This is a genomic window from Agrobacterium sp. 22117, assembly GCF_052045735.1.
Taxonomy (GTDB): Bacteria; Pseudomonadota; Alphaproteobacteria; order Rhizobiales; family Rhizobiaceae; genus Agrobacterium; species Agrobacterium cavarae.
Map to the genome: position 1 here is coordinate 218,836 of NZ_JBQEPP010000004.1, position 23,098 is coordinate 241,933.

Sequence of the window (23,098 nt, forward strand, 5' to 3'; positions counted from 1 at the left end):
GTTTGGTGGCTCGGCAAATGCGCGAGGCGGAACCTCCATTATGCGTTCCCCGTGTTAGCCGCGGCTAACCGATTTCTGGAGCGCTGCCGAGCGGTACCTCAGTTCAAGTGTGTCGATGCTTTCATTTGCTTTTTGAGTCGGCGTGAGCTTTGTTGGTCATGCAATAGCAAGGAGGCCAATATGATCTATGACGTCGCGGTGGTGGGATCCGGATTTTCAGCGATCAGTCTGGTGACCAATCTTTTGCAATTGCTTCCGGCAGGGACATCGATTGCCATCGTCGGTGATGATGCGAGCTTCGGAAGAGGAACGGCATATCGCACTGAACTGCATCTTCATCGGTTAAATGTACCAGCAGCGCGAATGAGCGCATTTGTCGATCGTCCCGACGACTTTCTCAACTGGCTGAGTAGCCGAGGACGGGACGTAGACGGGTCTGGCTTTGCCAGCCGAAATGACTACGGACTCTATTTGCGCGATACACTCGCCGCCCTTCTTCGAGATCAAAGGCAGCGAATCCGAGTTGACTTTATCAAGGCCAAGGCGATGTCGTGTGCAGCCATTGGTGAAGGCCGTGTCGCCTTTCGGCTTAGTGACGGAACGTCGCTGATTGCCGGAAGGGGGGTCCTGTGTCTTGGTGTGGGGACGGCAAGTTTACCGCGGCTAACTCGAGAAGCCGATATGGCGCTCCTGCGCCGCGTCGTCCGAAACCCATGGCGTCTCAACTGGCTCTCCAGAGTTCAGCCCGATGACACGATCTGTATCTTGGGGTCCGGCTTGACGATGATCGATCAGGTTTTGTCGCTCCGGAACATGGGGCATCGCGGAAAGATCCATGTGATCTCGCGCCGTGGCCTTGTCCCCCATTGTCACAGTACTTCGCCTGTTACCGCTGTAGACCCGAAGCTCAATCCAGGCCACAGCGAAATCAGTCAGATCCTGGCCGATCTTCGACGCGTGGTGAGGGCGGGCACGGAATGGCGTGCCGTTATGGATGGTTTGCGTCCACAGACCCAAAAGCTCTGGCAGTCCCTGGATGAGCCGAAGCGAGCGCGGTTCCTTCGCCATGCCCTTGCCTGGTGGAATATTCACCGGCACCGGGTCGCACCGCAAGTGCATGAGGTCTTCGATGGATTGCTGAAGCAGGATGTGGTCGAAGTTCACGCTGGTTTCGTACAAAGTATTGCCAGGGCGGAGGAGGGGCCTTTCCTGACCTACCGTAAACGAGGTGAAACGGGCCAGGTCTGTTTGCCGTTCGACTGGCTGGTAAATTGTACTGGCATGGAACGAGCTGGGATCGCTCACTCTCCGCTTCTGCAGCAGATGGTCACAGATAAAATGATCGATACCGACCCACTTGGATTGGGCATCAGGGTCGATGCGCAGTCCCATGTTCTCAAGCCTGATGGGCATGCGCAGTCTGACCTATTCGCTGTGGGTGCCTTGACAGCGGGGCAGTTTTGGGAAATTACTGCTGTGCCTGACATACGCGTGCAGACTCGCAAAGTCGCCGAATCGATCGAACAACGTGTTCAAGTCAGGTCATCGCAAAGCGATCAGAATCCAACAAAAACAGCTATACGAAGTGCAGAAAGCAAAGCGTGACTTTGCTTTGATATGAGGATTTTTTTCGTTATATTACAACGGGATGAAAATTCTTAAATTTTGACTAAATCTGGTCAGATATGGTCCGGGGCGGGTTCCTCACCCCGGACATTCTTCAGAGCGTGAGCGATCACACAGCCCGCTGAAGTGCGTCCCCGATCATGGAGACGATCGTATCGATCTGGTCTTCCTCGATGATCAGGGGAGGGGAGAGCGCTATGATGTCTCCCGTAACGCGGACAAGAAGGCCCTTCTTGAAGCAATCGACAAAGACGTCGTAAGCGCGTGTTCCTGGAGCACCGTCGCGCGGGGCAAGTTCGATGGCGCCGACGAGGCCGAGATTGCGGATATCGACCACATGTGGTGCACCCTTCAGTCTATGGAGGGCATCTTCCCATTTCTGCGCCAGCGATGCCGCGCGTGTCAGAAGGCCTTCTTCCTCATAGATCTCGAGCGTCGCGATGCCGGCGGCGCAGGCAACCGGGTGGCCTGAATAGGTGTAACCGTGGAAGAGTTCGATCTGGTTTTCTGGGCCGTGCATCAGCGCATCATAGACATAGCGCTTCGCGAACACCGCGCCCATCGGGATCGAGCCGTTGGTGATACCCTTGGCTGTGGTGACCAGATCCGGAACGACGCCGAAGTAATCGGTGGCGAATGGCTGACCAAGACGACCAAAGCCGGTGATCACCTCGTCGAAGATCACCAGGATGCCATGCTTGTCGGCAATGGCGCGAAGCCTTTCCAGATAGCCCTTGGGTGGCAGGATCACGCCGGCCGAACCCGACATCGGTTCGACAATCACCGCGGCAATTGTCTCTGCGCCATGAAGGGCGACCAGACGCTCCAGATCTTCCGCAAGCTCCAAACCATGCTGTGGTAGGCCTTTGCTAAACGCGTTGCGCTCCAAATCGAGCGTGTGGCGCATATGGTCGGCGGGGATCTGCGGGAAAACGCGGCGGTTGTTGACGAGACCGCCAACCGAGATGCCGCCGAAGCCAACGCCGTGATAACCCTTCTCACGGCCGATGATGCGTGTGCGTGTTCCCTGACCGATGGCGCGCTGATAGGCGATCGCAATCTTGAGCGCTGTGTCTACGGATTCAGAACCAGAACCTGTGAAAAAGACGCGATCGAGTTCGGCAGCGGCACCGCCCGGCGCATGTGCGGCGAGCTTTTCGGCAAATTCGAAAGCGATGGGATGGCCCATCTGGAAGGTGGGCGCGAAATCCATCGTGGAGAGCTGTCGCTCGACAGCCGTCGAAATCCGCTTGCGGCCGTGGCCCGCATTCACGCACCACAAGCCTGCCGTGCCGTCGAGGATCCGGTTGCCGTCAACATCGGTGTAGTACATGCCCTCGGCACTTGCCAGCAGACGGGGTGACGCCTTGAACTGGCGGTTCGCCGTGAACGGCATCCAGAAATTGGCGAGGTTTGGCATGTTGGCTTTGGTTTGATGGTCCATGAGGGTCCCCTTGACTTGGATGATGCATCCATCCGCGACTTTGTGGCTGTAAACAAGTCCTTTTCTATTCAGTCCTAACCTATTGTTTTAACTGAGTAGAAGGGTGTATGTTTGCGCTATACCGAACATGTGAAACGCGGAGATTTTAATGAGCGTCGATATTGGCAACAGATTGCGTCATCTTCGGTCGATGCACAAGTTGTCGCAACGCGAGTTGGCCCGCAGGGCAGGCGTAACGAACTCGACGATTTCGCTGATCGAGTCCAATTCGGCAAATCCGTCGGTTGGTGCCCTGAAGCGGATTCTGGACGGCATCCCGATTGGCCTTGCAGAGTTTTTTGCCTTCGAGCCGGACAAGCCGCGCAAGGCGTTCTATGCTGCGGAAGAGTTGGTCGAGATCGGCAAGGGGCCGATTTCCTACCGGCAAATCGGAGATAACTTGTTCGGCAGGAGCCTGCAGATTCTTAAAGAGTGCTATCAACCCGGCGCCAGCACCGGACGTGTACCTCTGGTGCATGAGGGGGAGGAGGGTGGCATCGTGCTGTCTGGCCGGCTGGAGGTCACCGTCGATGACGAACGCCGCATTCTTGGGCCGGGTGACGCCTATTATTTCGAAAGCAGGCGTCCCCATGTTTTTCGCTGCGTTGGGCCCGTGCCCTGCGAGGTGATCAGCGCCTGCACGCCTCCGAGCTTTTAAAGAACCGATCAAGGCGCTTTCATTAGCCGACTAATTAACGGTATGATTGAGACCCGAGGCGTCACTCGCTTGATGCAGGAAGATAAGAATACCCGTTCTTACGCTTCACCTGGATAGGGGTTTTCTTTGGTCAGCCTTGCCAAATGCACGGTGTTGCGAGCCAGCATGTCGACGGCCTTCGTCACTGTTTCTGGGATATGCTCCAGATCGGAAAAGTTTGTGCTACCCATCGCTTCGCCCACCCAATAGGCCACCGCGTTGGGGGCGATCGTAAAGCCGACATCGTTCAGGGCTTGATAGAGTTCAGCACAGACATGGTGGGCGCCATCTTCATTGCCGACAACGGCTACGGCAGCCACCCGTCCATAGGATGCCATTCTGCCCGCGTCATCGGTTTCTTCAAGAAACGCGTCCATTCGCTCCAATGCACGCTTCGACACGCTGCTGGGCTGTCCAAGCCATATTGGTGTGCCGAGGATGAGAATATCTGCGTCGAGAACCTTTTGACGAATCGCCGGCCAATCATCTCCGTCGCCCTCATCAGAGGACACGCCCGGCTTTATGTTAAAATCGGCAAGGCGGATCGTCTCGGTCTCCACACCGTCTTTTGACATCGCCGACGAAATGAGTGCGAGCATGCGATCCGTCGATGATGGCTCGCCGCCAGATGCCTTCAAGGTTGCATTAAGCGCGATTGCTTTCAAAGCCATTGTCGTCTCCTCCAAGGTGAACATCGTCTCGTAACCGCGACACGAAAGGCTTGTTCCCGTGTCGCAGATTGCTCCTGACGCATGGAGGCGCGTGGATCTGATTACTTCGACTGGGGAATGATGCTGATCATCTCGTCTTCCGATGGTTGCTCAGCGGGGTCCAGGTGAAGCGCCTGGTCGGCTTCGACCCTGCGAGATCGTGAAGCTGCGGGTAACGTGATGGTCTCCCCAGTCTCAAGCGATCGCTCAACCGCAGCCAGGACACGCATATCCATCAAGCCTTCCTCGCCATTGGCTTCCGGATCGCGGTCGTTCAGAATGCAGTCGGAAAAATACTGCGTCTCGTTACCAAACTGGTCTACCGGCTCGAAGACGTGTTCCTTCTCCCCTTCGTCAGTAATCTCGCGGTAAGCGATCCCCATGGAAGGCCCGAACATGTAGCAGGGCGAAGCCTCGACCGTCGCCTTCGTTCCGACCAGTGTGAAGTTTTCGGCCGATGCGGTGGCGTAACTCACGGTAAACTGCGCGGTGCGCTCTTGCGGAAACGCCAAAGTGACCGCGACCGTATCATGAAAGTTGAAGCCGCGATCTTTGGCCTTGGTTCCAACCGCGTGAACCGCGACGGGCTCGCTGCCAAAGAGGTTGCGCACTGCATTGAGCGGATAGGCACCCATATCTGGCACAGGGCCGCCCCAATAGCCGTTATGACCACGAGAGTTTTCTTCTGCGACATTCTGGGCGAAGGTTGAGGAGAAGCTGCGAAGATCACCAAAGTCGCCATTACGAGCGCGTGTGAAAAGCTCGACATTGCCGGGCTCATGATGAAGACGGTATGCGATCATCAGCTTGGCGCCGCTTTTTCTCTGTGCCGCCAGGATCTGTTCAGCCTCCTCGACACTCGACGCCATCGGCTTTTCCAGAAGCACGTGAATGCCAGCCTCGAGAGCAGCAACGGCGAATGGGGCGTGACGGAAGTTTGGGGTGGCAACATAAACGGCGTCGATTTCGCCGGACTTCAGCAGCTCATCATATTGCTCGTACGACCAGGGTTTTATTCCGTAAAGTTTTGCAAGCTTGTCCGCTTTCACCGGATCACCGGTCACAAGCGCTGCCAGCTCGGAATTGTTGGTTTGCTTGATGCCGGGCATGAAGGCCTGCTGTGAGATTTGGCCTCCGGCGACGACGGCGTAACGGATTTTCTGTTCTGGTGATGGCATTGCGCTCTCGAAACTCGCTTGATTGGGGAGCAACGCAGCCGGATGCGGCATTGCCAATGAGGAATGCCGAACCTTCAGCAATGTTCCGGATCAAGGACATGATGGTCTGCCCCAAGCGTGTCGGATCCGGATTCCGTTTGGCAGTCGGTTCTATAAACGGGGTGCTGCACATGGGTTGATGGCTGTTAGGCCAATGTGCTGCCTGCGCTTGTGTTTTGTGGCGCTTTGCTCGCATCCCATCATTGGTCGAATACCGGCGCCACCATTGGTGTGCGAGACATGTCCTTCAGCTTTCCGGCCATGCAAAAAACCTACTTAGAATTATTCTAAAAAGACTTGCGAAGCACGGATCACAGGAGTAATTAGAATCATTCTAAAAGGATGGCACCATGTTCAGCAGTCTCTTCTCTTCCTCCAAACGTCCCTTCTCCTCTCTCAACGAGCAGGAAATCCTTGCTCTGGCCATCTCGTCGGAAGAGGATGATTCACGGATCTACCGGTCCTATGCGGATCATTTGCGCGCTCAATATCCGCAATCCGCCAAGATTTTCGACGACATGGCTGAAGTGGAGCACGCGCACCGCAATGTCCTGATCGATATGCACAAGCGCCGGTTTGGCGATGTCATTCCACTCATTCGGCGCGAGCATGTGCGCGGCTTTTATGAGCGCAAGCCGGACTGGTTGATCAATACGCTGACGCTAGACCATATCCGCGAGCAGGCCGAAGAGATGGAGCAGCAGGCCATTCGCTTCTACGACGAGGCAATTCGCCACGTGACCGATGCAGAAACCCGCAAGCTTCTCGGCGATCTTGCCGAAGCGGAGCGGGGGCATGAAGACATTGCCGGCATGCTCAGCGACAAGCATCTTCCCGAAGATGCGCGATCGGAAGAAGATGAGACCTCCAAGCGCCAGTTCTTGCTGACCTATGTGCAGCCTGGTCTAGCGGGCCTGATGGACGGCTCGGTCTCGACGCTTGCGCCGATCTTTGCCGCAGCTTTCGCCACTCAGGATACGTGGCAGACCTTTTTGATCGGTCTTTCCGCCTCGGTCGGTGCGGGCATTTCCATGGGCTTTACCGAAGCCGCTCATGATGACGGCAAGCTTTCAGGACGCGGATCGCCGATAAAGCGCGGCCTGGCGTCCGGTATCATGACGGCTGTCGGCGGTCTCGGCCACGCACTTCCCTACCTCATTCCGCACTTCTGGACGGCAACCGCGATCGCCGCCGTCGTCGTCTTCATCGAGTTGTGGGCGATTGCTTTCATCCAGAACAGGTTCATGGAAACGCCGTTCCTGCGCGCGGTTTTTCAGGTGGTTCTTGGCGGCTCGCTGGTTCTGGCGGCCGGCATTATCATCGGCCACGGATGAGCGTCACGACAAAGGAAGCAGCCGGCGTTTGACCGGCTGCAGCTTCACGATCGACGTGTTGGTTTCCGCCTTGTCGGCGATCCGGTCGAGGATGGTGTCCAGCTCCTCGATCGAGCGGACATGCAGACGGGCAATGAAGCAATCGTCTCCTGTCACCTTGTCGCATTCTGAAATCTCAGGGATTGCCTCGATGAGTTGCTGAACAACATGCAGCTTGCCAGGCAAGGGACGAACACGAATGATAGCCTGGAGCGTGAACCCGATACTCGCCGGGTCGATTTCCACTGTAAAGCCGCGGATGACGCCCCGCTCCTCCAGTCGCTTGATCCGCTCGGATGTACTCGGCGCCGACAGTCCCACATGCTGCGCAAGATCTTTGACAGACATTCTCCCGTCATTCGACAAAAGCTCCAGAATGCGCTTATCGACATCGTCGAGCATAGGCTTTGTCCTTTAAAGCGAAGGCCAATTACAGCCTTCTTTTGATAGGATTTTTTGAGGTAACGCCTTTTAAAATTCAAGGCAATCTCCAATCAAGTCCATTAGGATCCCTGCATCACAATGAGGGCCTGACCATGACTGAAAAGATGCGCGGCGTGATTGAAATGGCAAGCGCGATGGTGATTTCCGGCACCATCGGTCTGTTTGTTGTCTTGTCCGGCCAACCGGTGACGAGCGTCGTATTTTGGCGCTGCGTTTTCGGCGCGGCGATCCTGCTGCCGATCTGCGCAGCAATGGGATTTTTCAGGCTCGGTATCATGTCGCGCAAACAGTTGGGTTTCGCAGTGCTCGGCGGAATGGCGATCGTCACGAACTGGCTGCTGTTATTCGCCGCCTATCCACGCGCTTCAATTTCGATTGCGACTGCGGTCTACAATACCCAACCCTTTATGCTGGTGGCCATGGGCGCTGTCTTCCTGTCCGAGCGGCTGACGCTCAATAAGATGGTGTGGCTCGCCATCTCGTTTGTCGGCACGCTGGCCATCATCTATGCGAAGCTCGGTGTCGGATATTCTGGTGAAAACTATCTCGCCGGAATTGCGCTCGCTCTCGCCGCCGCCTTCTTCTATGCGGTGGCCGCCATCATCGCCAAGACACTGAAGGGCGTTCCGCCGCAACTGATCGCGCTCATTCAGGTGGTCACCGGCATTTTTCTGCTCCTGCCATTTTCGGCAGACGGTCCTCGCATCGAGGCACAGGCATGGATGATGTTGGTGACGCTTGGCGTCGTTCACACCGGACTGATGTATATTCTGCTCTATGGCGCAATCCAGAAATTGCCGACCAACCTCACCGGCTCCCTGTCCTTCATCTATCCGGTGGCGGCGATCATGATTGATCGTATTGCCTTCGGCCATCACCTGCAGCCACTGCAGATCATCGGCGTGGTCGCCATTCTTGCGGCCGCAGCAGGTTCGACATTGGGCTGGTCTGTTGTTCCCCGCCTGAAAGAAAAGCGCGACGCCTCAGGTGACACATCACGTTCTGCGTTTCGATAAGGCGATACCTAAGCGGTGTTTGCCAATGCTGTCTGTTTAGCGCAGTGCGCCAACCAGAACATCACGGCCATCTTCGATGGAGACCCAGCGACCGGTGTTGAAGGAAGCCTGACGCTTCAAATAGGTGTAGTTGGTGTCGGTCCACAGCTTCACTTCGTTCGACAAATTGTCGAGGATGAAATCGCCGTCATTGGTCCGCACGGTCAACACGGCGTGGCCTTCGCCATCGGGCTTGCGCACGACGGTGATGAGAAGATCGGAGACGGCAAAGCCCTTCTCGATCAGCTTCTTGCGCTTCAACAGCACGAAGTCTTCGCAATCGCCTGCGGTCTTGGGATATTCCCAATATTCGTCCTTGCCATAGACTTCCTGGTCGGTCATGGCGACGATGGTGGTATTCACTTCAGTGTTGATGTCGCGAATGACAGTCCAGCCATAATCCGTCACGCGAGGAGCGGGTGTCAGCTTGCTGCGGATATCGCATTCGGATGCGTATCTCTGGCAGAATTCGTAATGGCCGATCGGCTGCGATGTAATGCCGCCCGTCACCATGGCCGGGCTGCCTTTGTTTTCAGCCTGCACGGAGGCCGCAGAAAGTAGTCCGGCCGCCACTGCAATGAGCAGCGCCCGTGCCTGCGATGCATTCATCATCAAACCCGTCCCTTGAAGTCTTAATAAAGTGTTAAGAGAGATCAGGGGTAAGTGTCAATCGGAAGCGGGCCCTCTATGAACGCAAGATGAATATTATGGTTAAGAGCGTTGCCGAAATGCTTAAAGCATCGGCCCGAAGATCGAAATCGATTTTCGGAAAGAACGGCGCATCGATTCAAAGGAGTAGAGCATTCTTTGTGCGCCCTTAAAGACGCGCGGTGCCCGAAGCTACGAGGCTTTTGACCGCACCGAGCATTCTTTCGATGTCCTGGGGACGCGAAAGCCGATGGTCGCCATCACGGATAAGGCTCAAGACCACATCGTCGGCAGGCAGGTGTTCCATCAGTCGCAGGGCATGTTGGTACGGAACGTCTTCATCACGCATGCCCTGCAGAATATGAACGGGGCAGCCGGTATCGATCACGCCCTTCAAAACCAGATTTTTGCGGCCGTCCTCCATCAGATCGCGGGTGAAGATGTTGGGCTCGGGGCTGTATTCCGATGGCTCTTCGAAATAGCCGCGCTCGGTAAGCGACGCCTGTTCAGCTTCCGTCAGATTGGGCTCGATCAATTCCGCAGTAAAGTCCGGCGCTGGCGCAATAAGGACAAGACCTGAAACGTTCGGGCCCTTGCCGCGCTTGCGCAGTTCCTCAATCAGTCTGAGTGCGATCCATCCACCCATGGACGAACCGATCAGAATGACGCTTTTAGGTGCCTTGTCATCCAGAACGGCAAGAGATTCCTCCAGCCATCGTGAAATGGTGCCGTCTCTGAACTCGCCTTTCGATGCGCCATGACCAGAATAATCGAAGCGGATGCAGGCGAGCCCCTCCTGTTGCGCAAAACGATCGAGCTCGACAGCCTTCGTGCCTGTCATGTCGGAGCGGTAGCCCCCGAGCCAGACGAGGGCAGGGCGATGATCCGACGTTTGAGCCGATCGAGACAGGATGGCGATCTCGCGCGCGGCGTCACCTTCACCGACGACAATATACTGTGGGGCTTCGTGTGGCTGCGTCATCTTATTCTCCATACGTTTCTTTCCCCTGTAGACCAGATTCGTAAAAACCACGACAGGAGGTGATTTTTTTGCAAAGCCATGCTATTGACTTCCCAGAGGCGTTCACGACATTTCAGCCATTTGCACCGACAAGCTGTTTTTGCCGACGCGATATCGAAACAGATCAGGAGAATACGACCATTCGCAGACCGTTCAAAGCCGATGCCCCCGTCAAGGAAGGCCCGCGCTCCAACAGGGAAATTCGCATTCCCAAAATTCAGCTGATTGATGAAGAAGGCCAGAACCTCGGCGTGATGCCGACGGACCAGGCGTTGAAGATGGCGGAAGAGGCCGGTCTTGATCTTGTCGAGATTTCGCCGAATGCAGAACCGCCTGTTTGCAAAATTCTCGATCTCGGTAAGCTGAAATATTCGACGCAGAAGAAGGCGGCCGAAGCGCGCAAAAAGCAGAAGATCGTCGAGGTCAAAGAAATCAAGATGCGTCCGAACATCGACACCCATGACTATGAGGTGAAGATGAAGGCGATGAACCGTTTCTTCGAAGAAGGCGACAAGGTGAAGGTAACGCTGAAGTTCCGTGGCCGCGAAATGGCTCACCAGGAACTCGGCATGAAGCTGCTGCAGCAGGTGAAGGAAGATACCTTGACAATCGCCAAGGTGGAAGCCGAGCCGAAGCTGGAAGGCCGCCAGATGATGATGGTGCTTGCACCGAAGTAATGCTTGGGCGCGCTGACATCGAGGTCGGCGTTTTCCACTCTCGCAGGGGAAGTTTGGCTTCCCCGTTGCGCTTTCTCATAACTGCGGTTATAAGCGCGCGTCCGAACGGTCCGGCAGGGCATGCCGTGGCCGTTCTTGAATAGCTTGAAGCGGGCTTCGTCTGCCTGTTTCGATACAAAATAACGGAGTAGCAAAATGCCCAAGATGAAGACGAAATCCGCTGCAAAAAAGCGGTTCAAGATCACTGGCACCGGCAAGGTTCTCGCAGCCGCCGCCGGTAAGCGCCACGGCATGATCAAGCGTTCCAACAAGTTCATTCGCGACGCGCGCGGAACCATGGTTCTGGCCGAAGCTGACGGCAAAAAAGTCGTCAAGAACTACCTGCCGAACGGTCTCTAAGACTCTTCCGCATTTTTGGACACTTTAAGGAGATCATGACATGGCACGCGTAAAACGTGGCGTAACTTCCCGCGCCAAGCACACCAAGACACTCAAGGCAGCCAAGGGCTTCTACGGCCGTCGCAAGAACACCATCCGTGCAGCAAAGGCAGCGGTTGACCGTTCCAAGCAGTACGCTTACCGCGACCGCAAGGTCAACAAGCGTAACTTCCGCGCTCTGTGGATCCAGCGTATCAACGCTGCTGTTCGCGAATTCGGCCTGACCTATGGCCGCTTCATCGACGGCCTGAACAAGGCTGGCATCGAAGTCGACCGTAAGGTTCTGTCCGACATGGCTATCCATGAGCCGGCAGCTTTCGGCGCGCTCGTCGACGCCGCGAAGAAGGCTCTTGAGTACCTCAAGGATGCAGGTACGGCCAACGAGTTTGAATCCGCTGTAAAGTAATTACGGCGCGGACAAATTGTTGTTCATTTGAAACCCGCGCCGGGCAACCGGGGCGGGTTTTACGTTTGAAAATGCTTCCTTTTCAGAAGGAAGCCCTCTGGGCGCTTTGGCGCCGACGGGACTATCATGCTTCAGGCTGCCAATGCGAGCGAGAGGGAAAAGGGCTTCCATGTTCATCTGGAAGACGCCGATATTGCTGCGCTCATGCAGACCCTGTTGATGAGCGAAAAGCGCATCCAGCGACTGGAGCTGAGTTCCGGCGCCGTCTGGATCAAGCGTCAAGGCACGGAAGAACCACGGTGGTGGAGCAAGTTGCAGGGCTTTGCTGCCCGCCTTCTTCCATATGCTTTTCTCAGACCGTCGCCGGTGCTTTCGCCTGTCGAGATGATGGCGCGCGAAAAGCGTCGGATGATCGAGTTCGGCAATGCGGGCTTCACCGTTCCGGCGATCATCTATTCCTCCGATACCGCCATCGTGCTGGAGGATGTGGGGCCAACCATCCAGGGCATCGTGGCGCGCAAGGCAAGCGAAGGACATCCCGACCGGTTGCTGGTTCAGTCGGCGATCGAGCTTGGTGAGCTTCATGCCGCCGGTCTTTGCCATGGGCGCCCGCATATTCGCGACTTCTTTCTCAAAGGTGGCCGGATCGGCTTCATGGATTTCGAAGAAGAGCCGCAGGCGGTCATGCCGCTGGCCAGCGCTCAGGCGCGCGACCTGTGGCTGCTATTCTTGCCACTGAGTGCCTTCGCCGAAAACACCGATGCAACGCTTGGCGCTGCCTATCGCGGATGGTCCGCCCATGCACCACAGGCGACCATCGATGAATTGCGTCGCCTGGTGCGTGTGCTTGGCCGATTTTTGCCGCTCGCCCGGTTGATTGGCCGCGTGCAGATGGGTAGTGATCTGCAACGCTTTATCGTGGCGACCGACTTTCTAAAGAATGCTGTTGAAACCGATGTCGGGGCCAAGACCTCCGGCAGGGCAGGAAAAGATGACTGAACTGGACACTTTGAAATCGCAACTGATGTCGGAGATCGCTGCGGCGGCAGACGAGACGGCCATCGAGGCCGTGCGCCTGTCGGCGCTTGGCAAGAAGGGCTCGGTTTCCGAGCTTCTGAAAACGCTGGGCACCATGACGCCGGAAGAGCGCCAGACACGCGGCGCCGCCATCAACCAGCTGAAGAATGAAGTGACGGACTTTCTTACCGCCCGCAAGAGCGAGTTGAAGGATGCAGCCATCGAAGCGCGGCTGAAGGCCGAGACGCTCGACGTCAGCTTACCCGTCCGTCAGTCTCCTGCCGAACGCGGCCGCATTCATCCGATCAGCCAGATCGTCGATGAGATCACGGCGATCTTTGCCGATATGGGCTTCTCCATTGCCGAAGGCCCGGATATCGAAACCGACTATTATAACTTCACGGCGCTGAACTTCCCGGAAGGACACCCCGCCCGCGAAATGCACGACACCTTCTTCTTCCAGCCGGATGAAAAGGGTGAGCGCAAGGTTCTGCGCACGCATACCTCGCCGGTTCAGGTGCGCACCATGGAAGCGCAGAAGCCGCCGATCCGTATCGTCATTCCCGGCAAGACCTACCGCCAGGATTCCGATGCCACTCATTCGCCGATGTTCCACCAGGTCGAAGGCCTGGTGATCGACAAGAAAGCACATGTCGGAAACCTTCGCTGGATTCTCGAAGAGTTCTGCAAGACCTTCTTCGAGGTCGACAGCGTCGTCATGCGCTTCCGCCCGTCCTTCTTCCCGTTCACCGAGCCGAGCTTCGAAGTGGATATCCAGTGCGACCGCTCCGGCCCGACCATCAAGTTCGGCGAAGGCAAGGACTGGATGGAGATCCTCGGCTGCGGCATGGTGCACCCCAATGTGCTGCGCGCCGGTGGGCTCGATCCGGACGAGTATCAGGGCTTTGCCTGGGGCATGGGTCTCGACCGCATCGCCATGCTGAAATACGGCATGCCGGACCTGCGCGATTTCTTCAACGCCGATGTTCGATGGATGAACCATTACGGCTTCCGCCCGCTCGACATGCCGACGCTGTTCGGCGGTCTGAGCGCCTGATCGGTCAAGTCGAGGAGTATATAGTATGAAATTCACACTCTCCTGGCTGAAAGAGCATTTCGATACGGATGCCTCTCTGGAGCAGATCTGCGAACGACTGACGGCAATCGGTCTGGAGGTCGAGGATGTCGACGACAAGGCGGCTTACAAGCCCTTCGTCATCGCCAAGGTTCTGTCGGCGGAAAAGCATCCTGAAGCGGATCGCCTGAAGGTGCTGTCGGTGGATGCCGGTGACGGCAAGCCGGTGCAGATCGTTTGCGGAGCGCCGAATGCGCGCGCAGGCCTCGTTGGCGCTTTGGCGCGTCCGGGGACCTATGTTCCAGGCATCGATGTGACGCTTTCCGTCGGCAAGATCCGCGGTGTCGAAAGCCACGGCATGATGTGTTCCGAAAAGGAGCTCAACATGTCCGACAATCATGATGGCATCATCGATCTACCGGAAGATGCGCCGGTCGGCACGTCTTTCGCGTCCTATGCCGGACTTGACGATCCGGTCATCGAGATCAACCTCACGCCGAACCGTCCGGATTGCACCTCGATCTATGGCATCGCGCGTGATCTGGCGGCCTCCGGTCTCGGCACGTTGAAGACGCGGCCTGCACCGAGCTTCAAGGTCGAAGGCGCAACGCCGGTCGATGTCAAGCTGGAGCTTGATGATGCGGCTCTCTGCCCGGGCTTCTCGCTTCGCATCGTGCGCGGCGTGAAGAATGGCCCCAGCCCGAAGTGGATGCAGCAGCGCCTGCTGGCAATCGGCCTGCGCCCGATCAACGCATTGGTCGACATCACCAACTACATGACCTTCGATCAGGGCCGTCCAATGCACGTCTTCGATGCGGCGAAGGTCAAGGGTGATCTCGTCGTGCGGCGCGCGAAAGAAGGTGAAACGATCCTTGCCCTCGATCAGCGTGAATACAAGCTCGGTCCAAACAATGTGGTGATTGCCGACGACAACGGGCTCGAGTCCATCGGTGGTGTCATGGGCGGCGAACATTCCGGCTGCGACGAGAATACCGTCGATGTACTGATCGAGTCGGCACTCTGGGATCCGATCAACGTTGCCAAGACCGGACGTTCTCTCGGCATCATCACCGATGCGCGCTATCGTTTCGAACGCGGCGTCGATCCGGAATATATGGTGCCGGGCCTCGAGCGCACGACGGAACTGGTGCTCGAGCTTTGCGGTGGTTTGGCCGGAGAAGCCAAGGTTGTCGGCTACAAGGGCTTCGAGCCGAAGTGGATCGATTTCCCACTCTCCGAGGTGAAGCGCCTCACGGGTCTCGAGGTTTCGGCGGAAGAAAGCCTTGCGATCCTCAAAGGTCTCGGTTTCGGCATCGAAGGCTCCGGCGAGCGTGTTTCCGTGTCGGTGCCCTCATGGCGTCCGGATGTCGATGGCAAGGCGGATCTGGTGGAAGAGGTCATGCGCATCCACGGCGTCGACAACATCAAGCCGGAACCGCTTGAGAGCCTCGGCGCCATCAACGGACGCATTTTGACGACGCTGCAGATCCGCACGCGCACCGCGCGCCGTGCACTTGCAAGCCGCGGTATGCTGGAGGCCGTCACCTGGTCCTTCATTCCGGAAGCGCAGGCGAAGCTCTTCGGCGGCGGCTCATCCGCGCTCAAGCTCGCCAACCCGATTGCTGCCGATATGTCCGACATGCGGCCGTCCCTGCTTCCCGGTCTGTTGACCGCAGCCCAGCGCAATGCCGACAAGGGCTATGGCGATGTGGCGATCTTCGAAGTGTCGGGTACCTATGAGGGCGATACGCCGGAAGGCCAGCGGCGCGTCGCCGGTGGCGTTCGCCGCGGCACCGCATCGCTTGCCGGTGCAGGCCGCATGTGGTCGAACACAGCAAAGGGCGGTGGAAAGGCCGTCGATGTCTACGATGCCAAGGCGGATGCGCTTGCCGTGATCGAAGCCTGCGGTTTGCCGATGGCTAATGTGCAGATCGAGGCCGGTGCTCCGTCCTGGTACCATCCTGGCCGTTCCGGCACGATCAAGATGGGTCCCAAGGTGGTTCTTGGTTACTTCGGCGAATTCCATCCGAAGACACTCGGCGCTTTGGATATCTCCGGTGCCTATTGCGGCTTCGAGATTTATCTCGACGCCATGCCAGAACCGAAGAAGAAGGCAACGCGCACCAAGCCGGCGCTGGAGCTTTCACCGTTCCAAGTGGTGAAACGCGACTTCGCTTTCGTGGTCGACAAGTCGGTCGAAGCGGGCGCCCTCATCAAGGCGGCAACCAGCGCCGATCGCAAGCTCGTCACCGGCGTCAACGTCTTCGACGTCTTCGAAGGCGCGTCGCTCGGTGAGAATAAGAAGTCGATTGCGATCGAAGTTCAGATCCAGCCGATGGACAAGACCCTGACGGATGAGGACTTCGAAGCCTTGACGGCAAAAATCGTCGGTAATGTCGAGAAGACAACGGGCGGCGTGCTTCGCGCGTAATCCTGTGCTTCATGTGATGATGCTGAAAAACCCGCTTTCATGGCGGGTTTTTTATTGCTCAGATTATACATCCAAATATAAGAAACGCGTCATACGTGTATTTCATAACAAATTGACTCCTGAAAAAGCTCAGATCGCATGTAGAGGTTGCTACGGTCGTTGCTTTTAGTACTATGCCTTCCAGGCCGTTGGGCCGTGAGGAGGAGATTTTATGGCAATTGGGTATTTGAAACGCCGTGCAGCTTTGATGCTTGCTGCATCTGCGGCAGCTTTATTAACGTTCAACACAGGCGCTCATGCGCAGGCCTTTCCCGAGCGCACGATCACGCTCGTCGTGCCTTTTGCGGCAGGCGGCTCCACCGACGTCGTTGCACGCGTCATTGCACAAAAAATGGGTGACACGCTTGGCCAGCAGATCATTGTCGAGAATGTCGCGGGTGCTGGCGGAAATCTCGGTGCTGACCGCGTTGCGCGCGCCGAGCCCGATGGATACACGATCCTCATGGGTACGGTGGCGACACATGCCCTCAACCCATTGATCCTCAAGACGAAGCCCTATGATCCTGAAAAGGATTTCGCACCGATTTCGTTGCTGGTCGTCGTGCCGAACGTGCTGGTTGTCAATCCGCAGCTGCCGGTCAACAATGTTGCCGAGCTGATCGCGCTCCTGAAGAAAGAGCCGGATAAGCATGCCTATGCCTCATCCGGTAACGGCACGCCGCTTCACCTTTCTGGTGAGCTGTTCAAGAGCATGGCCGGCGTCGACATGCAGCACGTGCCTTATAAGGGCTCCGGCCCGGCATTGAACGATCTGCTGGGCAATCAGATTTCGATCATGTTCGACAACCTGCCATCCTCATCCGCGCACATCAAGTCGGGTACCTTGAAGGCGCTGGGTGTGACGACGGCGGAGCGGGCGTCCTCCTTCCCGGATGTGCCGACTATTGCCGAAACCGTGCCAGGTTATGAGACCTATACCTGGAATGCGCTTTTTGCACCGGCCGGAACGCCGCCTGAGGCAATCGCCAAGCTGAATGAGGCTGCCAAAACGGCACTGTCCGATCCGGATGTGGCAAAGCGCATGGCGGATTTCAGCGCTAAAATCGTCGGTTCGTCGCCGGAGGAGCTGAAGACCCACGTGTCGGAAGAGATTGCCAAATGGGGTCCGGTGGTGAAGGAAGCCAACGTTCAGATGGACTAAGGCCAGTACAGCCTCGCGATGGATCGTCTTCCCCAGTATCTCCGCAGGGGAAGGCACCTCCAATCCTTACCTGTTGGTTAAGCCATGAAAAATGTGATCAACTGCTGTTACACCTGATCATCATTTAGGCAATTAAACCGATAATAAATTATTTTATCCTATTACCTTCATCCATGACGAAAGTCGTCGCAGGCGTTCAAGCGCCGTCGAAGAGTCTTCAGATGGATCGAGGCAAAAGTGAATTTTTTCAGGAACTTGAAAATCAGCACCCGCATCGTCGTGGTTGCCGCTATCCCTACAATCGCCCTCCTAGGCGCTGTGGTCCAAGATAATTTCCGAAGGCTGGACGTTGCCTCTCAAGCCAGTTCCGTCTCTGAGATCTCAGCCATGGCACCTCTGATCGGTGGTATGGTCCACGAAATTCAGAAGGAGCGCGGTGCCTCTGCCGGCTTTGTGGGTGCGAAGGGGCAGGGCGAGTTCGGACCTCTTCTCGAAAAACAGCGCCTCGTGACCGATGCCGCGATTGCGAGATTTCGAAAGCTTAATCTGACGACCGAAGAAGCCGCCGGCACTCCTGCTTTCATGCAGCTCGCCATTACCGCGCAAGCAAAGCTCGACAAGCTTGACGCCATGCGGCAGGACATTACCTCGCTAAAGGCATCTGTTGCCGATATTGGTGCTTATTTCGCCGATACGATCGGCAGCCAGATCAAGCTCATCGAATCGATGAGTTCTCTGACGTCGGACAGCCGCATTTCCAATCGGATAATCGCTTATTCTGCACTCCTGCAAGGGAAGGAACGGGCGGGCCAGGAACGAACAGTCGGAACCGCGGCCTTTACCACCGGAAGCATCACTCCCGAAAGCTATCAGAAATTCGTTCGCCTCGGTGCCATGCAGGGCGTCTATTTCTCGATCTTCGATTCCTATGCAGGTGCTGCTGAAAAATCAGCGCTGGAGGCTGCACTTGGCAGCGATGCCGCCAAGCTTGTCGATACGCAGCGCTCTGTTCTTCTACAGGCGCCCTTTGGAGGCCAGTTGAGTGGCATCAGCGGAGAAGCTTGGTACAAAGCGACCACGGACCGCATCAACGTTCTCAAGACGGTCGAAGACAAAGTCGGTGCGGAACTGAGTGCCTATGCTACAGGCGTTGCGACGTCTGAACAACGTGGCCTTACTGTATCAATTCTAACATCCTTAGGTGTCCTTGCCGTCGTGGCTGTTCTTGCCGCAATCATTACCCGCTCGATCACGGGCCCTATCGGCAGCGTGGTTGGCACCATGCGTGAACTCGCAGCAGGTCGCGCCGATGCTGCATTGGATGTTGAACCTGACTGCAGCGAGATCGGCGAAATGGTTCGCTCCGTTGCAGTCTTTAAAACCAACGCCCAGGAGCGTCTCAAGCTTGAGGCCGAAGCCGAGGCCAACCGATCGCTCACTGAACGTGAACGTTTGGAGCGCGAAGCGCGGCAGGCCCAGGACGCAGCGGAAGTGCAGCACGTGGTCGATACGCTCGGTGCGGGTCTCGGCGCTCTTGCAAACGGCAAGCTGAACTACCGCATCCAAGACAGCTTCGCTGACCGTCTCGACAAGATCCGCGTGGACTTCAATGGTGCGATAGAGCGGCTTGAGGATACGATCATAAAGGTCAGCGGAAACGCGCAGGGGATTGCGGCGGGTTCCAACCAGATCAGAGCATCTGCCGACGATTTGGCACGACGCACAGAACAGCAGGCAGCGTCGGTCGAAGAGACCGCCGCGGCGCTGGAGCAGATCACGACCACGGTGGCGGATACGACGCGCCGGGCAGAGGAAGCCGGTCGCCTCGTGAGCGAAACGCGTGAAAACGCAGAACGCTCCGGCGTTGTCGTGACAAAGGCCATCGGCGCCATGAACGAGATCGAAGCGTCTTCAAGAGAGATTTCCAATATTATTGGAGTCATCGACGAGATTGCGTTTCAGACCAATCTGCTAGCACTCAATGCTGGTGTCGAAGCCGCACGCGCGGGTGAGGCCGGTAAGGGGTTCGCTGTCGTCGCCCAGGAAGTGCGCGAGCTTGCCCAACGATCGGCCAGTGCTGCAAAGGACATCAAGGCACTGATTGCAAAGTCAGGCGATCATGTCAAAAACGGTGTTGGCCTTGTCGGTGAGACGGGTGAGGCGCTCACCCACATCGTCGCGCAGGTGAAGGATATCAGCGTCAACGTGCTCTCAATCGTTGAGGCATCGCGTGAGCAGTCCACCGGTATCAAGGAAATCAATAACGCGGTTTCCCAAATGGATCAGGGCACGCAGCAGAACGCTGCCATGGTGGAAGAGTCGACGGCAGCCAGCCACTCGCTCGCCAGAGAGGCGGATTCGCTGTTTTCCCTCGTGGGCGCGTTCGAAACGGGTTCGCAGCGCAGCGCTCAGACGGCGGTCTCGGCACGTCCCGTCGTTCCATCCGCGGCACCTCAGCGCTCTCCAGTTCGTAGTCTCGTCAATCGCGTTGCGTCTTCCTTCAACGGGAACGCGGCGCTGAAGGCAAACAGCTGGGAAGAGTTCTGAAACTGCGCGATCAGCATCGCTGATGAAAGGCCCCGGACGTCGTCTGGGGCTTTTTTTCTGTCACCAATAGAGGTGTAAAAATCAGGCTTGAAATTTCGCAAAAATCACGATGCGCGTCTTCAAGAAGGTAAGGCTTTGTTTGTGCATCCAACAAGACGACGTAAGGCGCTCTGGGGGACAGCGAATTGAGGTCGGCCCGCATTTATTCGCTGCGGGAAGAATTTTCGATTCCCTTGCGGCCTCGAGACGTTAATGTGGAGCGGAACAGACGTCCTGTATTTGACGACTCTTTAGGAACAGTCGCTTGAGATGCGTATGTCAGATGGTGAGAAGGAAGCCGCAATGGGGATTAAGACTGCGGAAGAGCGCAGCCTGGACTACAGAAACGCGATGGCGCAGCTTGCCGGCGCAGTCAATATCGTCACCACAGATGGACCGGCAGGCAGGGCGGGGTTTTCCGCCACCGCCGTCTGTAGCGTATCGGACAATCCCCCAACCCTTCTCGTCTGCATCAATCGCAGTTCATCGGCGTATCGGATGTTGTTTGAGAACGCCGTCGTGTGCGTCAACACGCTCTCAGCAGATCAGCAGCCATTGAGCCAGCTCTTCGGAGGCAAGACCCCGATGGAGGAGCGTTTCGCAGGCGGTGAGTGGTCGTCGCTCGAAACCGGTGCACCGATTCTGAAAGGCGCACTCGCCTCCTTCGATTGCCGTGTTCGCGCAATCCATGATGGCAGTACCCACGACATCATCATATGCGATGTGGTCGATACTGCCGTAGGAGAAGGGGAAGAGGCGCTGCTTTACTTCAAGCGGGCTTATCGCACGCTCTAAACGCGCCAACGTCGCTTCAGCCTATGCTTTTGCCAAAACGGGCAAAGCTTTTTTCCAGCACGGTCGTGCCAGCGCCGGGGCGTTGCGGCCGCTTGTAGACGCCGCCCTGAACATCTGCCGGCTCCTCGAAGTGATCCTTGATCCAGGGAATGTATTCGAGGATCGTCGAGGCCGGGTGCCAGTAGCTCAAGTGGACATGGACCTGGCTCATCTCGCCTGCATGCGGCACGACGGGCAGGCGATGCGCCAGGGCCAGATCCGCCACCTGAATATATTCGGTAATGCCGCCAAGCCGGGTCACATCCGGCTGAACATAGGCGACCGCGCCCGCTGATATGAAGGAGCGGAAGGCATCGACCGTGTAGAGCTGTTCACCGAGCGCGATCGGAATTGCCGTGTTGCGGGCGAGTGCTGCGTGGCTGCCGACATCGTCATACCAGAGCGGTTCTTCAAACCAGTAGATATCCAGATCCCGTGCGAGCGCGCAGAAACGCTGGCAGGTCGGCAGATCCCATTTGCCATTTCCGTCGATGGCGATGCGCACCGACCCGCCAAGACGCTCGCGAACCGCCGTCAGCCGATCGATATCGACATTCGGATCGTCGTGACCGACCTTGATCTTTAGCCGGGTAAAGCCATCCTGATCGACGGCTCTTGCCGACCCCTCGATCAGAGCGTCCTTCGTGAATGAGAGCCAACCGATATCGGTATTGTAAGCCTCAAGCTTGTCAGTGCGGGCTCCGCCGAGATAGCTCCACAGCGGAAGGCCCGCCTTCTTCGCCTTCAAGTCCCAGAGCGCGACGTCGACCGCGGCAAGTGCCAGATGGGTGATGCCTGCACGGCCGACCCATTGCAGCGATGGATAGCGGGCAAGCTTGGTCCAGAGCCGCGAATGGTCATTGGCATCTTCGCCAATCAGAAGAGGCGCATAGCAATCGCGAATGCAGGCAGTGATCAGCCGGTCCGAGGCGAGATGTGCATGCGTGCCGGTAAAGCCGTAACCCTCCAGCCCATCCGTTGTGACGATCTTCGTGCCGACGACGCCCCAATGGGTGATGGAATGGGTCGAGTCCGAAATGGAATCGGACGTGAGCGGCAGATGAAGAATGAAGGGATGGATAGATGCAATTTTCATGACGGATAACCCTCCTCCGGTTATCGGGTGGTATGTCTTGTAAAATTCTGCTGCTCAGCCGCCTTCCATCTTCTCGAGATAAGGCAGCTCGTCAGGCGAAATGACCTCCGCAACGGCTTTGATGCGCATCATCGCGCGGCTTCTGGAGATTTGCAGGTGGCGTGTCAGCCCGGCTTTCGCCCCTTGGATATCGCCTGCCAGAAGGCTGTCGAAAATCGCCAGGTGTTCCGGCAGGAAGGGCTCGGTGTCGAAAAGCCCCATTGTCCAGTGATAGAGAAAATGGTGGGCGACGAGCAGCGCCTGCGGCAGGCTGATGGCACGCATCAGCGAGGCGTTTTCGCAGTAGCCGAGCAGCTCGACATGCAACTGTTGTTCAAGCGCATCGAGCATTTCGCCGTCGATCTTGTCGATCGAGTGGATGGCGTCCGCAACGTTTTTGCGCAAGGAGAGCAGCAGCCCGTCCGGAAAATTGGCGGCCGCCTTTTCCAGCGCGACGGGCTCGAGAATCCAGCGTAGCTCATAGAGTTCGTCGATATGCTTGGCCGTGAGCGCCGGTGCATACCATCGCCCGCTCTCGTCCTTGTGAACGATACCGCGCTGCTGCAGACGCGCGACGACATCACGCGCCACGGTTCTGCTGACGCCATAATGCTTGGCCAGCATCGCCTCGTTTATTCGCCAATCTGCGAGCGATGTGCGCGAGACGATCTCGATCTCGATATTGTCGTAGATGAGTTCCCAACTGGATCTCGGCTGCATGCGCATAGTGTCGGTCGTGGGGACCGAACTCTCATCGGTTGTGCGTATCTTTGGCACCGATTTGCTTTTTGCCACGACATCATAGCCGCGGCTCTCGGCCTTGCGCACTAGATGAAGACGCTCCAGTTCAGCCAGCGCCTGGCGTGCGGGTGCGCGGCTGATGCCGAAGCGATTGGCCACCATGGTCTCGGTCAGCCTCGTACCGTGAACGATGACGCCATTGGCGATGTCCGCAGCCAGAAGATCGCAGGCTCTACGGTACAGGCGGGGCGCGATTCCGGTCGTGGCGCTCTTCATCGTTCTC

The 23,098-nt window shown here is 57.1% G+C and carries 21 protein-coding genes; 13 read left to right on the forward strand and 8 right to left on the reverse strand.

Annotation, left to right across the window (positions count from 1 at the left end; genetic code table 11):
• Positions 1–180: 180 nt before the first annotated feature.
• Positions 181–1,605, forward strand: a complete 1,425-nt coding sequence (locus tag ACTJKV_RS13000; protein ID WP_440598816.1) for an FAD/NAD(P)-binding protein — start codon at positions 181–183, stop codon at positions 1,603–1,605.
• 130 nt (positions 1,606–1,735) lie between these two features.
• Here ACTJKV_RS13000 and ACTJKV_RS13005 read toward each other — a convergent pair whose 3' ends face one another.
• Positions 1,736–3,070, reverse strand: a complete 1,335-nt coding sequence (locus ACTJKV_RS13005) for an aspartate aminotransferase family protein (RefSeq protein WP_440598817.1) — start codon at positions 3,068–3,070, stop codon at positions 1,736–1,738.
• Positions 3,071–3,218: 148 nt separating this feature from the next.
• Between ACTJKV_RS13005 and ACTJKV_RS13010 the strand changes: the two genes are divergently transcribed.
• Positions 3,219–3,767, forward strand: a complete 549-nt coding sequence (locus tag ACTJKV_RS13010; RefSeq protein WP_062423622.1) for a cupin domain-containing protein — start codon at positions 3,219–3,221, stop codon at positions 3,765–3,767.
• Between the two features lie 98 nt (positions 3,768–3,865).
• Here ACTJKV_RS13010 and ACTJKV_RS13015 read toward each other — a convergent pair whose 3' ends face one another.
• Positions 3,866–4,477 carry a flavodoxin family protein gene (locus ACTJKV_RS13015; RefSeq protein ID WP_440598818.1) on the reverse strand — a complete coding sequence of 204 codons (612 nt, stop codon included), beginning with the start codon at positions 4,475–4,477 and terminating at the stop codon, positions 3,866–3,868.
• Between the two features lie 101 nt (positions 4,478–4,578).
• Complete coding sequence (locus ACTJKV_RS13020) at positions 4,579–5,694, reverse strand: Gfo/Idh/MocA family protein (protein WP_440598819.1); 1,116 nt, start codon at positions 5,692–5,694, stop codon at positions 4,579–4,581.
• 389 nt (positions 5,695–6,083) lie between these two features.
• Between ACTJKV_RS13020 and mbfA the strand changes: the two genes are divergently transcribed.
• Positions 6,084–7,067 (forward strand): iron exporter MbfA, encoded by a 984-nt coding sequence (gene mbfA / locus ACTJKV_RS13025; protein WP_440598820.1) that lies wholly within the window; start codon positions 6,084–6,086, stop codon positions 7,065–7,067.
• A 3-nt stretch (positions 7,068–7,070) separates the two neighbouring features.
• On the opposite strand, the gene ACTJKV_RS13030 is transcribed toward mbfA, so the two are convergent.
• Positions 7,071–7,508 carry an Lrp/AsnC family transcriptional regulator gene (locus ACTJKV_RS13030; protein WP_111847257.1) on the reverse strand — a complete coding sequence of 146 codons (438 nt, stop codon included), beginning with the start codon at positions 7,506–7,508 and terminating at the stop codon, positions 7,071–7,073.
• A gap of 134 nt (positions 7,509–7,642) precedes the next feature.
• On the opposite strand from ACTJKV_RS13030, the gene ACTJKV_RS13035 reads away from it, so the two are divergent.
• Positions 7,643–8,566 carry a DMT family transporter gene (locus tag ACTJKV_RS13035; RefSeq protein WP_440598821.1) on the forward strand — a complete coding sequence of 308 codons (924 nt, stop codon included), beginning with the start codon at positions 7,643–7,645 and terminating at the stop codon, positions 8,564–8,566.
• A 36-nt stretch (positions 8,567–8,602) separates the two neighbouring features.
• On the opposite strand, the gene ACTJKV_RS13040 is transcribed toward ACTJKV_RS13035, so the two are convergent.
• Entirely contained in the window at positions 8,603–9,217 is a 615-nt protein-coding gene (locus ACTJKV_RS13040; RefSeq protein WP_062423626.1) for a transglutaminase-like cysteine peptidase, read from the reverse strand.
• A gap of 205 nt (positions 9,218–9,422) precedes the next feature.
• A complete protein-coding gene (locus ACTJKV_RS13045; RefSeq protein WP_440598822.1) occupies positions 9,423–10,235 on the reverse strand; it encodes an alpha/beta hydrolase in 813 nt (270 codons plus the stop codon).
• A gap of 179 nt (positions 10,236–10,414) precedes the next feature.
• Here ACTJKV_RS13045 and infC point away from each other — a divergent pair, with 179 nt between their 5' ends.
• The 9 genes from infC to ACTJKV_RS13090 all read left to right on the forward strand — a co-directional run bounded on the left by infC (position 10,415) and on the right by ACTJKV_RS13090 (position 20,900).
• Positions 10,415–10,951: a translation initiation factor IF-3 gene (infC, locus tag ACTJKV_RS13050; RefSeq protein WP_111847509.1), complete on the forward strand. Its 537-nt coding sequence runs from the start codon at positions 10,415–10,417 to the stop codon at positions 10,949–10,951.
• Positions 10,952–11,146: 195 nt separating this feature from the next.
• Positions 11,147–11,350: a 50S ribosomal protein L35 gene (gene rpmI, locus ACTJKV_RS13055; protein WP_027674722.1), complete on the forward strand. Its 204-nt coding sequence runs from the start codon at positions 11,147–11,149 to the stop codon at positions 11,348–11,350.
• A 40-nt stretch (positions 11,351–11,390) separates the two neighbouring features.
• Positions 11,391–11,795, forward strand: a complete 405-nt coding sequence (rplT, locus tag ACTJKV_RS13060) for a 50S ribosomal protein L20 (RefSeq protein WP_027674723.1) — start codon at positions 11,391–11,393, stop codon at positions 11,793–11,795.
• Between the two features lie 126 nt (positions 11,796–11,921).
• Positions 11,922–12,794, forward strand: coding sequence for a serine/threonine protein phosphatase (locus tag ACTJKV_RS13065; protein ID WP_113175845.1), 873 nt, complete (start codon positions 11,922–11,924; stop codon positions 12,792–12,794).
• On the forward strand, positions 12,787–13,869 hold the full coding sequence (gene pheS / locus ACTJKV_RS13070; protein ID WP_440598823.1) for a phenylalanine--tRNA ligase subunit alpha: 1,083 nt from the start codon (positions 12,787–12,789) through the stop codon (positions 13,867–13,869). Before ACTJKV_RS13065 ends, pheS begins: the two co-directional genes overlap by 8 nt.
• A gap of 25 nt (positions 13,870–13,894) precedes the next feature.
• Entirely contained in the window at positions 13,895–16,318 is a 2,424-nt protein-coding gene (pheT, locus tag ACTJKV_RS13075; RefSeq protein WP_440598824.1) for a phenylalanine--tRNA ligase subunit beta, read from the forward strand.
• Positions 16,319–16,529: 211 nt separating this feature from the next.
• Positions 16,530–17,519 (forward strand): Bug family tripartite tricarboxylate transporter substrate binding protein, encoded by a 990-nt coding sequence (locus ACTJKV_RS13080; RefSeq protein ID WP_112520605.1) that lies wholly within the window; start codon positions 16,530–16,532, stop codon positions 17,517–17,519.
• Positions 17,520–17,906: 387 nt separating this feature from the next.
• On the forward strand, positions 17,907–20,066 hold the full coding sequence (locus ACTJKV_RS13085; protein ID WP_112359034.1) for a methyl-accepting chemotaxis protein: 2,160 nt from the start codon (positions 17,907–17,909) through the stop codon (positions 20,064–20,066).
• 309 nt (positions 20,067–20,375) lie between these two features.
• Positions 20,376–20,900 (forward strand): flavin reductase, encoded by a 525-nt coding sequence (locus ACTJKV_RS13090; protein WP_112520606.1) that lies wholly within the window; start codon positions 20,376–20,378, stop codon positions 20,898–20,900.
• 16 nt (positions 20,901–20,916) lie between these two features.
• On the opposite strand, the gene ACTJKV_RS13095 is transcribed toward ACTJKV_RS13090, so the two are convergent.
• Positions 20,917–22,035, reverse strand: coding sequence for a mandelate racemase/muconate lactonizing enzyme family protein (locus ACTJKV_RS13095; RefSeq protein ID WP_113179862.1), 1,119 nt, complete (start codon positions 22,033–22,035; stop codon positions 20,917–20,919).
• Between the two features lie 54 nt (positions 22,036–22,089).
• The gene (locus ACTJKV_RS13100) at positions 22,090–23,091 is read right to left on the reverse strand and encodes a GntR family transcriptional regulator (protein ID WP_440598825.1); all 1,002 of its coding nucleotides are present in this window, start codon (positions 23,089–23,091) and stop codon (positions 22,090–22,092) included.
• Between the last annotated feature and the right edge of the window lie 7 nt (positions 23,092–23,098).

What these genes read in the sequence shown, in the direction of transcription:
- ACTJKV_RS13000 (WP_440598816.1), top strand. Translation starts at nt 181, where the DNA reads ATGATCTATGACGTCGCGGTGGTGGGATCCGGATTTTCAGCGATCAGT.
- ACTJKV_RS13005 (WP_440598817.1), bottom strand. Translation starts at nt 3,070, where the DNA reads ATGGACCATCAAACCAAAGCCAACATGCCAAACCTCGCCAATTTCTGG.
- ACTJKV_RS13010 (WP_062423622.1), top strand. Translation starts at nt 3,219, where the DNA reads ATGAGCGTCGATATTGGCAACAGATTGCGTCATCTTCGGTCGATGCAC.
- ACTJKV_RS13015 (WP_440598818.1), bottom strand. Translation starts at nt 4,477, where the DNA reads ATGGCTTTGAAAGCAATCGCGCTTAATGCAACCTTGAAGGCATCTGGC.
- ACTJKV_RS13020 (WP_440598819.1), bottom strand. Translation starts at nt 5,694, where the DNA reads ATGCCATCACCAGAACAGAAAATCCGTTACGCCGTCGTCGCCGGAGGC.
- mbfA (WP_440598820.1), top strand. Translation starts at nt 6,084, where the DNA reads ATGTTCAGCAGTCTCTTCTCTTCCTCCAAACGTCCCTTCTCCTCTCTC.
- ACTJKV_RS13030 (WP_111847257.1), bottom strand. Translation starts at nt 7,508, where the DNA reads ATGCTCGACGATGTCGATAAGCGCATTCTGGAGCTTTTGTCGAATGAC.
- ACTJKV_RS13035 (WP_440598821.1), top strand. Translation starts at nt 7,643, where the DNA reads ATGACTGAAAAGATGCGCGGCGTGATTGAAATGGCAAGCGCGATGGTG.
- ACTJKV_RS13040 (WP_062423626.1), bottom strand. Translation starts at nt 9,217, where the DNA reads ATGATGAATGCATCGCAGGCACGGGCGCTGCTCATTGCAGTGGCGGCC.
- ACTJKV_RS13045 (WP_440598822.1), bottom strand. Translation starts at nt 10,235, where the DNA reads ATGACGCAGCCACACGAAGCCCCACAGTATATTGTCGTCGGTGAAGGT.
- rpmI (WP_027674722.1), top strand. Translation starts at nt 11,147, where the DNA reads ATGCCCAAGATGAAGACGAAATCCGCTGCAAAAAAGCGGTTCAAGATC.
- rplT (WP_027674723.1), top strand. Translation starts at nt 11,391, where the DNA reads ATGGCACGCGTAAAACGTGGCGTAACTTCCCGCGCCAAGCACACCAAG.
- ACTJKV_RS13065 (WP_113175845.1), top strand. Translation starts at nt 11,922, where the DNA reads ATGCTTCAGGCTGCCAATGCGAGCGAGAGGGAAAAGGGCTTCCATGTT.
- pheS (WP_440598823.1), top strand. Translation starts at nt 12,787, where the DNA reads ATGACTGAACTGGACACTTTGAAATCGCAACTGATGTCGGAGATCGCT.
- pheT (WP_440598824.1), top strand. Translation starts at nt 13,895, where the DNA reads ATGAAATTCACACTCTCCTGGCTGAAAGAGCATTTCGATACGGATGCC.
- ACTJKV_RS13080 (WP_112520605.1), top strand. Translation starts at nt 16,530, where the DNA reads ATGGCAATTGGGTATTTGAAACGCCGTGCAGCTTTGATGCTTGCTGCA.
- ACTJKV_RS13085 (WP_112359034.1), top strand. Translation starts at nt 17,907, where the DNA reads ATGGCACCTCTGATCGGTGGTATGGTCCACGAAATTCAGAAGGAGCGC.
- ACTJKV_RS13090 (WP_112520606.1), top strand. Translation starts at nt 20,376, where the DNA reads ATGCGTATGTCAGATGGTGAGAAGGAAGCCGCAATGGGGATTAAGACT.
- ACTJKV_RS13095 (WP_113179862.1), bottom strand. Translation starts at nt 22,035, where the DNA reads ATGAAAATTGCATCTATCCATCCCTTCATTCTTCATCTGCCGCTCACG.
- ACTJKV_RS13100 (WP_440598825.1), bottom strand. Translation starts at nt 23,091, where the DNA reads ATGAAGAGCGCCACGACCGGAATCGCGCCCCGCCTGTACCGTAGAGCC.